At 64.8% G+C, this 15,247-nt stretch carries 9 protein-coding genes; 1 reads left to right on the forward strand and 8 read right to left on the reverse strand.

What is annotated here, in order from left to right; all coding sequences use genetic code 11:
• Positions 1–130 precede the first annotated feature (130 nt).
• From ACW4LP_RS07945 to ACW4LP_RS07980, 8 genes are all read right to left on the reverse strand, one after another.
• Positions 131–2,281, reverse strand: coding sequence for a UvrD-helicase domain-containing protein (locus ACW4LP_RS07945; RefSeq protein ID WP_302404734.1), 2,151 nt, complete (start codon positions 2,279–2,281; stop codon positions 131–133).
• A gap of 174 nt (positions 2,282–2,455) precedes the next feature.
• The gene (locus ACW4LP_RS07950) at positions 2,456–3,451 is read right to left on the reverse strand and encodes a 4Fe-4S binding protein (RefSeq protein WP_302404733.1); all 996 of its coding nucleotides are present in this window, start codon (positions 3,449–3,451) and stop codon (positions 2,456–2,458) included.
• A gap of 15 nt (positions 3,452–3,466) precedes the next feature.
• Positions 3,467–4,111, reverse strand: coding sequence for a 4Fe-4S dicluster domain-containing protein (locus ACW4LP_RS07955; RefSeq protein WP_302404732.1), 645 nt, complete (start codon positions 4,109–4,111; stop codon positions 3,467–3,469).
• Between the two features lie 84 nt (positions 4,112–4,195).
• Positions 4,196–4,921, reverse strand: coding sequence for a TorD/DmsD family molecular chaperone (locus ACW4LP_RS07960; protein ID WP_302404730.1), 726 nt, complete (start codon positions 4,919–4,921; stop codon positions 4,196–4,198).
• Between the two features lie 76 nt (positions 4,922–4,997).
• Positions 4,998–5,852: a hypothetical protein gene (locus tag ACW4LP_RS07965; protein WP_302404729.1), complete on the reverse strand. Its 855-nt coding sequence runs from the start codon at positions 5,850–5,852 to the stop codon at positions 4,998–5,000.
• A gap of 435 nt (positions 5,853–6,287) precedes the next feature.
• Positions 6,288–8,564 carry an oxidoreductase gene (locus tag ACW4LP_RS07970; protein ID WP_302234199.1) on the reverse strand — a complete coding sequence of 759 codons (2,277 nt, stop codon included), beginning with the start codon at positions 8,562–8,564 and terminating at the stop codon, positions 6,288–6,290.
• A gap of 136 nt (positions 8,565–8,700) precedes the next feature.
• Positions 8,701–10,242, reverse strand: a complete 1,542-nt coding sequence (locus ACW4LP_RS07975; RefSeq protein WP_455803700.1) for a helix-turn-helix transcriptional regulator — start codon at positions 10,240–10,242, stop codon at positions 8,701–8,703.
• Between the two features lie 54 nt (positions 10,243–10,296).
• Entirely contained in the window at positions 10,297–11,814 is a 1,518-nt protein-coding gene (locus ACW4LP_RS07980) for a response regulator transcription factor (protein WP_455803701.1), read from the reverse strand.
• A gap of 285 nt (positions 11,815–12,099) precedes the next feature.
• Between ACW4LP_RS07980 and ACW4LP_RS07985 the strand changes: the two genes are divergently transcribed.
• On the forward strand, positions 12,100–15,246 hold the full coding sequence (locus ACW4LP_RS07985; protein WP_302404725.1) for a molybdopterin-containing oxidoreductase family protein: 3,147 nt from the start codon (positions 12,100–12,102) through the stop codon (positions 15,244–15,246).
• The last annotated feature ends 1 nt before the right edge of the window (position 15,247 follow it).

Consider the following 15,247-nt stretch of genomic DNA (forward strand, 5'->3'; position numbering starts at 1 on the left):
TTCTTGACGGGTGCCGGCCTCGGCGGGCGAATGAATGCCGAGGCCGACGTATGCGGCGAGGGCGGCCGTCCCGACGCGAGGGGTGCGTGAGGGGGAGGGCGGGGCGGCCGTGTCGCCTTTTCCGAGTGGTCTAGGACGAGGGTGCTGTGGCTGCGGCTTTGGCGACTTCGACGGTGTGGCTTTCTGCACCAGGGTCGATGTCGGCCAGGTAGATGCTCGGCGTGGTGACGGCGATGCGCTCGCCGCGGCGAAGCTTCACGCGGCCGATTTCCAGCTTCAGGGTCTCGGCCTCTACGAGTCCGATGGAAGTGAACCAGCTGGCCGCAAGGCGCTGTGTCGCTTTGCCTGCGGCGGCGTAGAGGCGTCGCGTGTCGGTAGCACGGACGAGCTTCTGCTTGTCCGGGGTGGTTACGGTGGCGTCGAAGAAGTCGCGCGTGGGGAAGAAGCCGTTTGTGAAGCCGGCGAGCACCAGCATGGCGGGCGCGCGGCCTGTCAGATGCGCGCTGTCGCCGACAAGCACGCAGCCTTCGGCGGCTTCGAAGGCGGGGGCGCTCATACGGTTTCGGGCTCGAGCGATCAGGGTTTGGGCGTCGCTCGGCGCAGCGGTATCCGTTTCGGAAGAGGTTGGCGCGACGGCGTTTGACGGTGCGGGCACGGGCGCGTTCGCATCGGAAGAGGTGTCGGAAGTGGATACAACAGGCTTGGGCTCGGGAGCGGTGAGGGCGCGGACAAGCTGCATCGCGTGCTCGCCGTTTTCGCCGGTCAAGTTAAGGGCGGAGGCGAGGGCGCCGATCAGCTCGTCGCCTTCCAAACCCTGGGCTTGCTCGATGAGGGTGCGGCCCGTGCGGTAGGCGTCCAGGACGCGGCCGATGCCGGTGCCCGGGAATCCCTCTTCGGGCGCGGCGGCTGCCACTTCGTCGAGCATCGCGACGAGACTCTGATTTCGAGCGTCGGCCTCGGCGCGCATATCGGCGAATACCGCGCTGTTGGCCAGATAGTCGCCGAAACCGCACCAGGCGCGCCACGCCAGGGCGTCGTGCGCGTCGGCGACCAGCGCGAGGGCCGTGAGCAGTCGGGCCGGGGCGCAGCGGTCAAGGTCGCGGTAGTCGCCCGCGGCCACATACCCCCGGACAGGCGTCGCCGTCGCAATGCCGCGGGCCTCAAGCGCGCGGGCAACGCGGCGCTCCCAAGCGGGATGGAAAGCGAGCACGTAAATCGAGGAGGGGTCGGCTCCCGCCTCCAGGGCGGTCTGCACGGCGTCGGCCACGGAGGCCATTTCTGCGGCAGGGTCGGTGGCTTTCAGAGCCGTGAACGAGGCGGCGATTGCTGCGCGGTCGGGAACGGTCGGCGTGGCCGTCGTGCCCGACGTCGCGGATGAAGCACTTTGGGAGGGCGAGGGGGCGTCGCTTTCCGCCCCCGCATCGCCCAAGGGTGCCGCGCCCGCATCCAGCAATGCGCGCAGGCGGCTTGCGGCTCGCGCAGCCGCCGCGCAGGCGTGGCTCTCGTTCAGCACGATGCGTTCGCAACCCTCGTTGACCTGGGTGAATTCGCCGATACCCTCACCGTAGGGGTAGCTGTCGAAGACCTCTACCACGGCAGCGGGATCGGCAGCCACAATGACGGAATCGCGGGCGAGCAGATTCGCTAAATGCTGGGAGGCGCGGGAGTGCATCTGGTAGTCGTCTACGAGCACGTGGGCTCGCTGTGCGCTGGCCAGCACTTCGGGGCATGCGAGCAAAAAGCGCACGGCCATCGCCGACGCTTCCGGTTCCAGGATGCCGCCGGTGAAGCGCAGTATGTCCTTCAGAAGCGCGTGGGTATCGGCCTCCTCGCCGGGGATGAGCCAACGGTCATCGTCGTTGGCGCCGCCGGCCAGTTCCGTCCAGTTGCGGTAGAAGAACTTGAGCATCTCGCGCAAACGCCGCTGCTTCAGGCCGCTTACCTTCATGTCCTCCATGATGAAGCCGAGCTCTACCGGCGTGACGAGGCGCCCGGCGCGTCCGCTGAAGGCGCGGCCCTCTTCGCTGGCGAGCAGTCCTAAGGCCACATCACGGGTGCAGGTGACCTCAACCGCGCCTCCGCGTTCGCCGACGACTTCGATCAGGCGTGCGGCTAGGACGCGGGCTGCATCTGGCGTGGCGGTCAGCACGAGCATGTCCTCCGGCGCCGCGCCATCTTCCAAAAGCGCCGCCGCTCGCGCGATGAGCGCGGCGGTCTTCCCGCAGCCGACGCCGCCTTCAATAAGCACAGCGGTCGGGGTGGGGGCAAGTTCCAACGTCATAGCATTCCTCTCTTCCGCAAAGGGCTCGTTCCACGTGTCTTTCCCCGTCAGCCGGCCCCGGGCGGCAGGCTGACGGGGAAAGACCGCGCAGGGCGATCTTTCCTGGGCGCGGCGTCGCGGAAACGCGCGCCCCGCTCGCGTCGCAGGAGGGGTGACGACGCGAGCGGGCTTGCCCTAGGCTGCCGGCACGGTCTCGTCGTCCTCCACGATGACGGTGGAAGGCGCCGCTTTCTTCGGCAGAAACGGCATGGTGATGGCACGTGTGGGGCAGGCCTCCACGCAGGCGCGGCACTTGGTGCATTCCGAGAAGCTCATGCCGGCCTCGGGATGCCGCACGTTGATGCCCTGGGGGCACACGGCTGCGCATACCTCGCAGGGGGTGCCCTGGGCGCTCTCGCGGCATTTCGCATTGTCGATGGCGGGCACGAAGGTGCGGTTCGCCTTGCCCACGAGGCTCATGAGCGCGCTTATGGGGCAGAACTTGCTGCACCATTTGCGGAAGAACACCACCTCGGCGAGCAAGAGCGCCGGCACGAGAATGACGCCCCAGGCCACGTCGCCGAAGGCGAACAGGCGCATGACCAGCACAATGGTGGCGAAGGTGAGCCCGATGGGGCAGATGAGGCAGAACACGGGGAAGCCGAAGACGGCCGCCGAGAGCAGCGAGCCGCCCAAGATGACGTGGCGGGAATCGAACGTCGCCCGCTTCTCGGCGCAGGAAGAGCAGCTGTGGCCGCAGCCGGAGAGGGCCGCTTGCTCGTCGGCGGAAAGGGGCGCGGGCGCGTCGGCGGCCTCCGATCCCTTCGCCGCCTTCACCAGCGGGTTCTCGTCGGCAGGCAAGACGCCGGTACCGGTCATGTCGGTGTTCGACGTCTTCTTCGAGAAGATGCCGCGGATCTTCGACACCACGGGCACGGGGCAGACCCAGCCGCAGAAGGCGCGGGCGAACAGCAGGATGAGGGCGAGCGCGATGACGACTGAGACGACCGCGCGCGGCAGCAGGGTCTTCGTGGCGATCATGGTCGCGAGCGCGCCCAGGGGGCACAGAAGCGAGATGTCCTGCCAGCCGATGGCCGACAGCGTGCCCACGCCCACATGGGTGGCGAATCCCACGCCGATGACGCCGATGACGGCGAGGGGAATGATGGTACGGAGTCGCTTGGTGTTCACAGGTGCGGCCCTCCTTTACGACTCGAGGGGACGGACGATGATGGCGCGCTCGGTAGCGCCGGCGGAAATGGAGCCGTTCTGCAGCGAGACGCACACGCTCTCGCAGGCCCCGCAGCCGTTGCAGGCGTCGGCGATCACGTAGGGTCGGTTGTTCTCGTCAAGCTCCATGGCCTCGAACTCGCAGGCGTCGTAGCAGAACCGACAGCCGATGAGGCGGTAGGCCAGGCACAGGTCCTGGTTGAGCTCCGCCACGCCGAGCACGCCGGTCTCGGGGGTCGAGCCGACCTTGAGCGCCTCGGTGGGGCACGATGCCACGCACAGAGGCTCGCCGCCGTTCTCCTCGGTGCACCAATCGCACCAGTTCGCGTCGAAGTTCATGACGGGCGTGCGCATGTTCAGGATGCCGTCCTCCAGATGAGCCGGGGCGATGACGCCGCGCGGACACACCTCGTAGCACTTCTCGCAGCGAATGCACGCCGAGACGAGCGCCTCCTCGTCCTGGCCTCCGGGCGGTCGCACGAGTGGCGCGCTGCCGGCGTAGCGCACCGCGCCCAGGCCCAGAAGCGCCGCCGTGCCGCCGAGCCCCACGCACAGCGCGCGGCGCGTGATGACGGGACGTCCCTCCTTCTTCGGAGCTGCTTTTTCCTCAGTGTCTGCCATGGTCTTCTCTTCCTCTCTCATTCGCCCTCGTCGTCATGGATGGTCGGTGTCGACCTCGTTGGATGTTGTCTTTCGGCTGCGCGGCTATTCGCCCTCGGTTTCAAAAATCTCGTCGAAGAACTCCTCTTCCACCTGCAGAAAGCCGTCGGTCAGGCTGGCGAGGCCCTGGTAGAGACCGCATTGCGCGAAGCGGCGCAGATCAGCGGTCATGAGCGGCGCCCAGCTTGCCAAATGATCCTCCAGGAAGTTGCGCTGGGTGGAAAGCAGGCGCTCCACCTCCGCCTCGTCGGCCGCCTCGGCCGCCGTCACGATGCGGTCGCCGAGCACGGCCATGAACTCCAGTTCCAGCGCGATGTGATCCTCGGACTCCTTCCAGCTGGGCAGCTTGTCCAGGCCCTCGCTGCGGTAGACCGCCAGCACCTCGTCGCGGGCCTCCTGCATCATGAGACGCTTGGGGCTCGTGTACACCGACTCGAAGGGGTAGGCGGCCGAGTAGGCATCGACGCCATGGCCGATGAAGGCACGCACGTAATCGACGGCCAGATCGGTGACGGCATGGGCATCGGCGCCGGACAGGTAGGTGGCGATGGCGCGGTAGCCGGCGTCCACGGCGGTGTTCCCCGTGGCGGCGGGGAAGCGCATGGCCTTCAGCTCGGCCAAAAACTCCTCGTCCACCTCCACGCGATACAGGCGAGCGAGCAGGCGGTAGACGGCAGAGCGCTGGGCCGTGAGCTCGGCGAGTGCGGCCAGGTCGGTCGCCTCTTCGGCGGCGGGGGTTGCTGCGGCGGCAGTGGTTGCGGTGTCGGTCATGGGAATCTCCTCTGTTCTCGATGAGGCGCGCGGGCGCCCCTTAGGTGCCGGGAAGGAAACGGTGGAAGGCGCCGCGTTATTGGGCGTCGTGAGTGGCTTTATCTGCCTGCGCCTGGGCCTCGGGCGCGGATTGGGCCGCTACGAGGTCAGCCACGATGCGCTGTCCCGCGCGGCCGACCTCGGTAATGCGCCAGCTCTTGTCGCGCCATTCCACGGCGTCGCATTTCTCCAGCTTGTCGATGAAGTGGGGCGCGTACAAACGGGGGCTCTTCAGCAGCTCGTCGTTGTCCACGGCCTCGTTGATGGTCGGCATCGAGGCGCCGCTCTCCTGGGCGGTAAGGCCGAGAATGCGCTCGTAGATCGTGGTGTACTTCGCGTCCTCGGAAAGCAGGTCGGTCAGGCGGTCGAGGGGCTTGTCGGCCTCGGCGTAGGCCGCGCCGTCCGCCGTGGCAAGCCAGCAGACCTCCGGCGCCTCGCCGGCCTCGTAGTAGGACACGCCGTCGACTTCCACGAGCACCGGCTCCGGGTCGCCCTCGGGGTACGGCTCGCCGTCGGCGGTCACGCGGGTGAGGGCTCCGGCGCGCTCGAGCAAGTTCGCGAGCGAGGCGGGGGAGTACACGGAGAAGTTGTCCGCCTGCAGGCGATCCACCTCGGCGTCCAGGGCGTCGGTGGTCTGCGGCGCGGCGCAGAAGGTGATCATGCCGAGCAGCGTGCGTCGGCGCGGCGCCATGGCGCTGAACAGGTCGGCGATGCGCTCGGGCGCGGGACGGGTGTCCACAACGGGTGTCGGGTCATCGGTGTGGGGCGTGCCCAAATAGCCCTCGGTTACCTCTTCGGCATCGTCGTCGACATCATTGTCGAAGGCACCGAGGGGGTCGAAGCCCATGGAATCGTCTAATGCGAGATCGAGGAACGAGGAAGTGTCTTTCATATCATCCGCCCTTTGAACAAATGCTTGCAGTCTTCCCTCTCGCACGCAGCGAGAGATGAACCTCGCCCCCGAGGTTCGACTTTTGCAAACATTGTCCGTCCGAGAATTCGGGCGGTATCCCCACAGCGCATAGTAGCCGAAGGCTGTTGGATTCGTCAAGGGGGGAAATTCCCCTGCGCCATCAGTCTGCCTGGCAAAAAGCCGCGTCGGGCTGCGGGTTTTGCTCCGAATCCGCAGCCCGACGCGGCTTTCTGCCAGAATACCCGCAGCCCGACCCAAGAAAATGCCGGGAAGTCCGAGCGGCGATGCCAAAAAGTGGCTCCGGGCTACAGGTGGCGATAAAAATCGGGGCAGCTCGGAGGGGGAGCTGCCCCGATTGAAGGGGAGGACTGAGATTGAGTGCGACGTCTAGGCGGCCGAGCTTTTGGGTCGAATCTAGATCGCGCGGGCGGCGGCGTTGCCGGAGCAGATGGCTTCGCCGATGTTGAAGGGGCGCGCCGCGTCGCCGACGGTGACCACCTCGCAGGAGAGTCCCGTGCTGAGGCTGTCGTTCGGCAGGCAGTCCAGGGCTTCGACTACGGTGCCGCAGGCAATTTCCTGCTCGATGCCCGTGGCCGTTTTCACAGTGACGGAGCCGTCGTTCACGGCGGTCACAGTCGCCTCGGGCCAGAAGCGTACGCCCAAGGCCTTCATGTTGGGCTGGGTGAAGGTTTTCACCCAGAACGAGTGACCTGCTCCGATGGCGCTTGCCGCGTTTGGCGTGACCACTTGCACGTGCTTTCCCTGGGCGAGCAGGTACATGGCGGCGTCGATGGCCTGCACGTTCGAGCCAACGATGACGACCTCCTCGGCAATGTTGGCCATCATGAAGTCGTCGATGCCCACCACCTTGGTGCCGGCCGTGTCGGACAGCCCCAAGGTGTCGCGCACGCCACCGGTGGCCGCGATTACGATATCGGGGGAGGCCTCGGCGATGATGTCGGCAGTGGCCTCGGTATTCAGCATCACGTTTACGCCGAGTACTTCCATTTGGCGCTCGAAGTAGCTGCGCAGCACCGACAGGTTCTCATGGGGGCCCTTCACGTTATTGGCGAATTCCAGAAGGCCACCCACGGAGCTCTTCTTCTCGTAGAGGGTCACGGAGTGTCCGCGCTCGGCGGCTACGCGCGCCGCCTCGAGGCCAGCAGGGCCGGCGCCCACGACTACCACGTTCTTCGCCGTGGCGGCTGGCTCGGGATCGTAGCTGCCGGTCAGCTGCCCGGTGACGAAGCGGAAGGGATGGGCGGCGTTGGTGCGGCAGCTGAAAGTGAGGTTGCCGTCATCGGCTGCATCCCAATGGCAGTGCATGCACCGGGTGCAGGGGCGGATCTCATCGATGCGGCCCTCTTCCAGCTTGTGCAGGTAATCGTAGTCCACCGACAGCGGTCGGTTCAACAGGATGAAGTCTAGCTCGCCGGAGGCGATGAGGCTCTCGAAGAACTCGGGATCGCGAGCCGGATCCATGTAGGTGACAGCGCCCACGGGAATGCTCACGGCTTTCTTGATCTCAGCGGCCACGGGCACCATGATGCCGAGGCCCGACTGATCGGCCTTTAGCATACCCTGCCAATGGCGCGTGAAATCGAACTGGGTACCATAGCCGGTCGTTCCCTCGATGCCGGTACCGCAGAAGTACAAGTCGCCGGCGAACTCGGCCACGTGCTGGCCGCAGGGCCCGATGCGGATATGCAGCGAGTCGGCACCGGCGGCTTCGATGAGCTTGCACATCTCTTTGTTCTCTTCAACGGTAGTGAAAAAGGCGTTGTCGCCGATGGCCTTGTCGTTCTCCTCGACACCGTTGATGAGCACTTGCACGGGGAAGTCCTCGCCGCACTCGGCTTTGATGCCGCGCACGATCTCGCAGACGAAGCGCGTGCGGCTTTCGAAGGTCTGGGGGCCGTAATCGTCCTCGCGCTTGTTGCGATTGCGGGACATGAACGTCTGGCCGACATTCTCGCCGGCTGCGTTGACCTCCACGCAGTCGAAGCCGCAGCGCTTCAGGGTGGCTGCCGCCTTAATGGTGTCGGCAATGAGGTTGCTGATCTCCTCGGCGGTCATATCCATGCAGTCGGAGGATTGGAAGATGGCCGTCGGATCGGGCTCGAAGCCGCTGAACACGAGGCCCATCGTGGCTAGCTGGTAGCCTGCCTTCGCGCCGTTTTCCTTGATGTTGTTGGCGAAGGCCGTCAGATCCTCGTCGGTCCAGTCGGTGAACTTGCCCACGTCGGGAATAGCGCGGAAGTGATCGTACAGCTCGGCGAAGTCGTCGCAGTAGACCACTGACGCGCCGCCGGCGGCCAACTTCCCGTAGTGCTGCATGTGCAAGTCGCCAGTGATGCCCTGCGAGGTGACGCCGATATAGCCGGCAGCCGATTTCACCACGCGGTTGGGCAAGGTGAGCGAGCCCATCTTCCACTCGGTAAACAGTGAGGGGCAGGTGGTGTTCGATACCGGTTTCGGATCAGACTGAGGATTCAACTGGGCTGCATGGGCGCGTACGGTAGTGCCGTCGGCGCCGGTGGCTGCTAGATCGCTCTCGCCGGTTGCGGGTGCCTCCGTCGGCGCTTTTGGGGCACATCCGGCCAAGCCGAGCGAGGCTACGGCTCCGGCGGTGAGCGCCGAGCCGGTCAGGAACTGGCGGCGCGACAGGCCGCCTTCGGTAATCTTCGACATAAGACCCTCCTTTTCGTCTTTCATCGCTTTTTGCGACGGGAAGACAATAGGGCAAAAAGAGGATCGATAGGTGTCTCAAAATGGGTGATTCACGGGATGAATGGGTGATTTACCTGGTGATACGATCTGATCCAGTCTAATCCTGGGAGAGGGAGTCCTCTTCGGTCTCCGCAGTCTCGCAGAGCTCGATAAGCTCTTGGCGAGCGTGGGCGCCGCAAGCTCTATAGATGCGCTTTATGTGGGTGCGCACGGTATTTTGGGATATAACGAGTTCCTCGGCAATGGCTGGCACGTTGCGTCCTCGTGTTATGAGCAGCACGATTTCGGCCTCCCTGTCGGACAGACCGAATTTCCGTTGTACGATGCCTACGCGTTCGGCAATAGGTAGAGGGGCGGGAGCATCTTCGGTGGTGGCGATGCCCGAGGAAGGCTCTGCTTCCGAGAGCGTCGCTGAAGCATCTCTCCGCGTGTCTGCATCTGGTACAAAACGGTTGGACGGCAGTGCGCCGCCATCCTCATCACGGCGGCGTCTGCGCACCAGCACAAGCACCATGCTGAGCACGTACACGGAGAAGAACACCCCGAACACCAGCAGCAGCTCGGCGGAGGAGCCGGCGGCCAGAAGCTGGGGCATGACTTTCTCCAGCACCGAGCAAAAGCCCATGAGTAAGAGGTAGCCGGCGCCGTAGAACGCCTCGAACACAAGACGGTGCCGTTGCGCGATAGCGATGGCGTCAATGCAGAACAGCGAGTTCATTACAACGAAATGCAAGCAAGAACCCGCTGCCAACAGTCCGAGCAGGTAGGGCGCCGGCGCAAAGGGCACGGCGAACAGTAACAGGATGAGCACGGGCGTGACCACCTTGAACACCTGGACGGAGAGCAGCGGCGCCTTCGAGAAGCGCAGGATGGCTACGAGGGCCACGACGGCGGCGAGCTTGGCTCCTGCTACGACCAGCTGCTGTTCGATCGGGGAAAGATCTCCCAAAAAACCCATGTAGTTCAGAGTGGGGGCTATGGTCTGAAGGGCCACCACGCAGAACAGCACCTCAGCAAAGGTGCGAAAAGCAGGCACATAGCGGCTCTCGAAGAATCCCGCTACGGGCACCATTTTCGGCTGCTCACATTTTTGATCAAGGCGCACCAGGGCTACGCTGGCGGCAGCGGAAAGGGCGATGCACAATCCGAGGAACAGCCCCTGGTTGTCCATGAAGCCGATGACGAACAGTCCGTTGAACGCGGCTGCGCAGGCTAGTTCCAAAGGGAAGATCGTGCGCATCTGCTTGGGCTCGAAAGAGATTGACGTCACCCAGAACAGGCTCTGGCAGGCGAAGCTCCAGCCGACGCAGAAAGCCGCTAGGGCCACCAGAAGCCCTGAGGTGTTCCAAACACCGGATATGAATAGTGCAGCTGCCATCGCCATGGGTCCAAGCCCGCAGGCGAGGTAGCGATGGTTGCTCGCTCCCGACACGACGGCAATAATCACCCGGGCGATAAGGGCGCCGAACAGGCCCAGGGCCGAGAAGAGCAGATAGGTGTCCGACAGCGCGGCGAGGGCCGGCCCCACGAAGGAACCGCTCGAGAGCAGCACGCTGTCGCCCCACACGCCGATACCGTAGGTGCTCAGATTCATTCCCGCACCCGCGACAATGAGCGCAGTGCGCCCTCGTAAACTCATAGTCCTCTCCTTTCCGCCCGCTATTATACTGAAGGCATAGAAAAGGGGAAGGCCCTACTCCCTCGTGACGCCTTCGATGACGTCGAGCATTTCCTGCTTGGAATGGACGTCCATCTTCTGGTAGATGTGGCGCAAATGGGTGCTCACGGTCCCCTTCGAGATGAACAGCTCCTCTTGAATGCGGGCGGCCGAGCGGCCCTTGGCGAAGAGGATCATCACCTCGGTCTCCTTGGGCGACAGCTCGAAGGCGGCGGCCACTTCAAGGCAGCGATCCTGGAAGCGCGGGCGGGGGCTGTCGCTGGCTGCGGGAGGTACGTCACTGGGGCTGGCGAGCGCGCGATCTTCGGCGTTCTCGGCCTCGCTTTCCGGCTCCTCGGTCAGCGCGATGAGGTCGCTTTCGCGGAACACGAACAGGAACGACAGCAGCACCGCCATGGTGGCGATGAGGGCGATGAGGCTTAAGAATTGAGGCGTGAAGGGAGCGAACTGATCCACGATGTTGCCGGCGATGGAACCGAGCAGCACGCCGAGCGTGACCATGCCCCACCCGATGCCGAACACCTCGGTGGAAGAGAGTCGGTAGTTCGACGAGATCTCTGCCAAAAGCATCCAGATAAGCACGTTGAAGGTGCCGTAGCCTGCCAGGGCCAGCACGCTTTCCACGTCTTGCGCGCTGGTGAATACGGGCAGGAGCATGAAGAAGAAGGCCATGACGCAGATGGCCGCTTTGTAGATGGTGCGCGTGCTCTGTTCGGAGGAGAGCAGGGCGGCGCCGTACACGATAACCATGGTGAGCAGCCCGGCGCCGGCCAGGGGCCACTGCAAAAACACGTGGATGCTCAGGTTGTTCGACGAGAGGAACGCCGCCCGCACCATGCCGTCGGCCACGCCCACCAAGCACGCGCACACGCCGATGCGCCAGGCGAAGGACTTCGGGTCGAAATCGATGGGCAGGACGCTGGCCTGGTGCTTGCGCGACCAGGCATGCTGCTCGACGAACAGGATCCAGCCGGAAATGGCGGGAAGAAGCGAGCAGATGAGGCAGCCAACAACTGACGGCAGCATGATGACGAGGGAAAACGCCACGGCGGCCAGAAAGAAGGCCAGGGGCACCTCGAACGTAGCGCGGGCGGGCGGCTCGTTGCGGTACAACTCGCCGTAGCCCAGATCGATCAGCCCCGAGCCGATGCCGGTTGTGATGGCGCCCAGGATGCCGAAGGAGAGGGCCGCTCCGGTGTCCGCCGCCGACGAGGCGAGAAGCAGGGTTCCGCCGGTGGTGAGCGCGGGTGCCGCGAAGCGCGCGGCTGGATGGGTCATGAAGCGCACGAAGCGCTCGCCGGCCAGCGCGCTCCCGAAGAGCACGGCGCAGAGGCTGGCCGTGGAGACGACGTAGAACAAAGGCGGGATCTGCTCGCCGCTCCATGTCATGGAACTGGCGGCCGCGCCCACGAACATGAGGTATACCCAGGCGCGAATAAAGGTAAAGCCGAGCACGCGATCGAGGGCCACCGGATGGCTGCCGGCTTCTTCGCGGTAGGCGTTCAGGTTCTCTGAGATGGAACGAAAACTCACGCGACCCCCTCGATAGAAAGAATGGCAGGGCGGTCGCCGCATGTGCGCGCCGAGAGCCCTTTCCCTGGAATTCCTCAAGGAAAACTCCCCTTTTCCTTGGCAAAAATTATACGGCGAAACCCCGTGCTTGCCCCCGACCTTTTCAGGGGACTAACAAAGCTCTCATCTGGGAAAACTCAAAAATCATGGCAAACATATGATGCGGCGGGGGCCTGATTTTGCCACTATGTCAACGTGGGCGACCCGTCCGGGGCGCCCGAAAGGATGAGAGAAAAAGGAGGAGAGATGGGTAAGCTCAACTTGAGCCGCCGTACCTTCGCCAAGCTGTCCGCGGCCACGGCTGCCACGGCGGTCATCGGATGCGCGGTGCCGGGCGCCGCACTCGCCGAGGACGCCGAGGCGCCCAGCCGCGGCAGCGAGATCAAGCGCGTGCGCACGTGCTGCCGCGGCTGCGGCAAGATGGAGTGCGGCGTGTGGGTCACGGTGGAGAACGGACGCGCCGTCAAGGTGGAGGGCGACCAGTCGTCGTTCCAGTCGTCGGGCAACTGCTGCGGCAAGTCGCAGTCGTCGCTGCAGGCGGCCTACCACCCCGACCGCATCTACCATCCCATGAAGCGCACCAACCCCAAGGGCGAGGAGCCGGGCTGGCAGCGCATCACCTGGGATGAGGCCATGGAAACCATCGGCTCGAAGTTCCAGGAGATCATGGATCAGTACGGCGGTCAGTCCATCTTCAACATGTGCGGCACATCCCGTCAGTGGGTTTACGGCCCCTACGCGTTCTACAAGTGGCTGTTCGACACTCCCAACGCCCATGTGGCGTCCGAGATCTGCAAGGGCCCGCGTCGCCTCATGGGCTGGATCAGCTCGGTCGACGGCGCCCCGTGGATGGCGCTGCGCGACGGGCCGCGCGTGTACGTGCAGTGGGGCACCGCGCCGGAGAACTCGAACTACGACGACAGCTGCCGCAACCTGGTGGACCGCATGAGCGCCGCCGAGACGCACATCTGCGTCGACCCGCGCCTGTCCGGCTCGGGCAAGGAGGCCGACTACTGGCTGAACCTGGAGCCGGGCACCGACGGCGCGCTGGCGCTGGCCTGGCAGCACATTCTCATTGAGAAGGACCTCATCGACTGGGAGTTCGTGAAGCGCTGGACCGATGCGTCCTTGCTCGTGGTGGAGGACATGGAGCCCACGGGCGGCCGCTACCTCGATCTCTCCTCGCCGATTCAGGTTCCGGCCTTGCAGGATCTTATCGGCACGAAGCTGAAGACGCGCCTTCTGAAGGAGATGGATCTGGTAGAGGGCGGCAGCCCCCACAAGTTCATGGCCTGGAACAAGAAGGCCAACGACGGTAAGGGCGGCCTGGTGTACTGGGATACCGACACCACCCAGTGGCAGGGCTGCAACCACGTGGCCCCCACCCGCGACCAGATGGAAGTGGTGTACGCGGGCACCTCGCAGGAGGGCTACCTGCCGCCGATCTCCTGCTGGGAGTTGGAAGAGGCCGGCATCGACTTCGATCTGGAAGGCGAGCACGAGGTGACGCTGGCCGACGGCACGAAGCACATCGCGCGCCCGGTGTGGAGCTACCTCGCCAAGTCGGTGGCCGATTGCACGCCGGAGTGGGCCAGCGAGATCACCGGTCTCGACCCGCAGCTCATCGAGGAGTCGTGCACGGTGTGGGCCACGCGTCCCGAGGGCCAGACTTACGGCAACGGTGGCATCCACCTGAATCTGGCGCCCGATCAGATCGGCAACTGCGCGCAGACGGTTCGCGCGGTGCTCAACCTCATCTACTCCTCGGGCAACTTCGACGGCCCGGCCGGCAACCGCGGCCTTTCCCGCACGCCGGTCGACGAGCAGGCCACGGCCGCTCCCGGCACCAACATGCCCCAGGAAGTGAAGTGGACGCTGAAGGGCATGGAGGCGCTCACCGGCCAGCCCATGTGCCCGCCGATGTATCTAGCCGACAAGCAGGTCGACCCGATGAACATCCCGGATCGCCGCGAGGTACTGAGCAACATGATCGGCGCCGAGAAGTTCCCCATCCTGCCGTACTACAACGAGTGGGCCGACGCCACCTGCATTTGGAAGGCGTGCCTGGGCGAGGGCGAGTACCCGCTGAAGGGCGGCATCAACGAGTCCGGTTCGTTCATGAACATGTCGAACGCGACGCTTGCGTGGGAGGCGCTCTCGAAGCTGGACTTCTGGGTGGACATCAACATGTTCCATCACCCCGGCACCGAGATGGCCGACATCATCCTGCCGTGCCAGCACTGGACCGAGATCAACAACATCCGCGTGTCCCAGGGCGCTTCGGGCGGCATCGGGCTCACGCAGCGCTGCATCGAGCCGCCGGCCGACACGAAGTTCGACTACGACATCAACCGCCTCATCTTCGAGGCCATCGAGAAGCAGGGCAACCCCAACGGCACGTGGACCAATATTGCCGGCGACGCGCCCGGTGCCTACCATCACGACGACCGTCTGGAGGATTGGTTCCAGGCCCACAACGAGGTGTCCGGTTTCGGCGACCGCTATCCGGGCTGCAAGTGGGAGCATTGGGAGGACTTCCGCGACGACTTCCAGGAGAACGGCTGGATCAACGCCAAGGTGATCGAGCCTGACCGCTGGGGCACCTACCGTCGCTTCGAGACCGGCTGGATGCGCATGGGCAAGGACGCCTGCACGGCCGCTCCCTGGTCGACCGATCCGGAAACGGGCCAGCCGGTGAACAACTTCGGCTGCCCCACGCCGACGGGTCTGGTGAGCTTCTGGTCCATGGAGTTCGAGACGTTCTGCCTCGATATGGCCAACCAGTTCGAGCCGGGCAAGTTCGATGTGATGAAGGAGATCATGCCGAACTACGAGCCGCCCGCGTCCTCTGCCCAGGGTGGTCAGATCGATCTTGAGGAGTACCCGATCATCCTCACCACCGGTCGCCGCATCCCGGTGTACTTCCATAGCGAGCATCGCCAGCTGCCCTGGTGCCGCGAGCTGTGGCCGGCGCCGCGTTTGGAGCTGAACCCCGCCGACGCCGAGAAGCTCGGCCTTAAGCAGGGCGAGTGGGCCTGGATCGAGACCGCGTGGGGCAAGGTGCGCCAGTGCGTCGATCTGTACCACGGCATCGCCCCCGGCTGGGCCAACGCCGAGCATGCCTGGTGGTTCCCGGAGTTGCCGGCGCCGACCCACGGCTGCCTGCTCTCCAACATCGAGTGCATTTGGGACCCGGAGGGCCAGGACAAGTTCATCAGCTCGCACCATATGCGCGGCGTGCCAGTGAAGATTTACAAGGCCACGCCCGAGAACTGCCCCGACGGCAAGGTCATCCCCTGCGCGCCGGAGGACGGCACCCAGATCATCTGCGACGCCTCCGACCCGCGCCTGAAGGAATGGCTGCCCAACTACGATATCCGAGAGGAGGCCTAAG

The sequence above is a fragment of the Adlercreutzia sp. CNCM I-6215 genome (genome assembly GCF_977072315.1).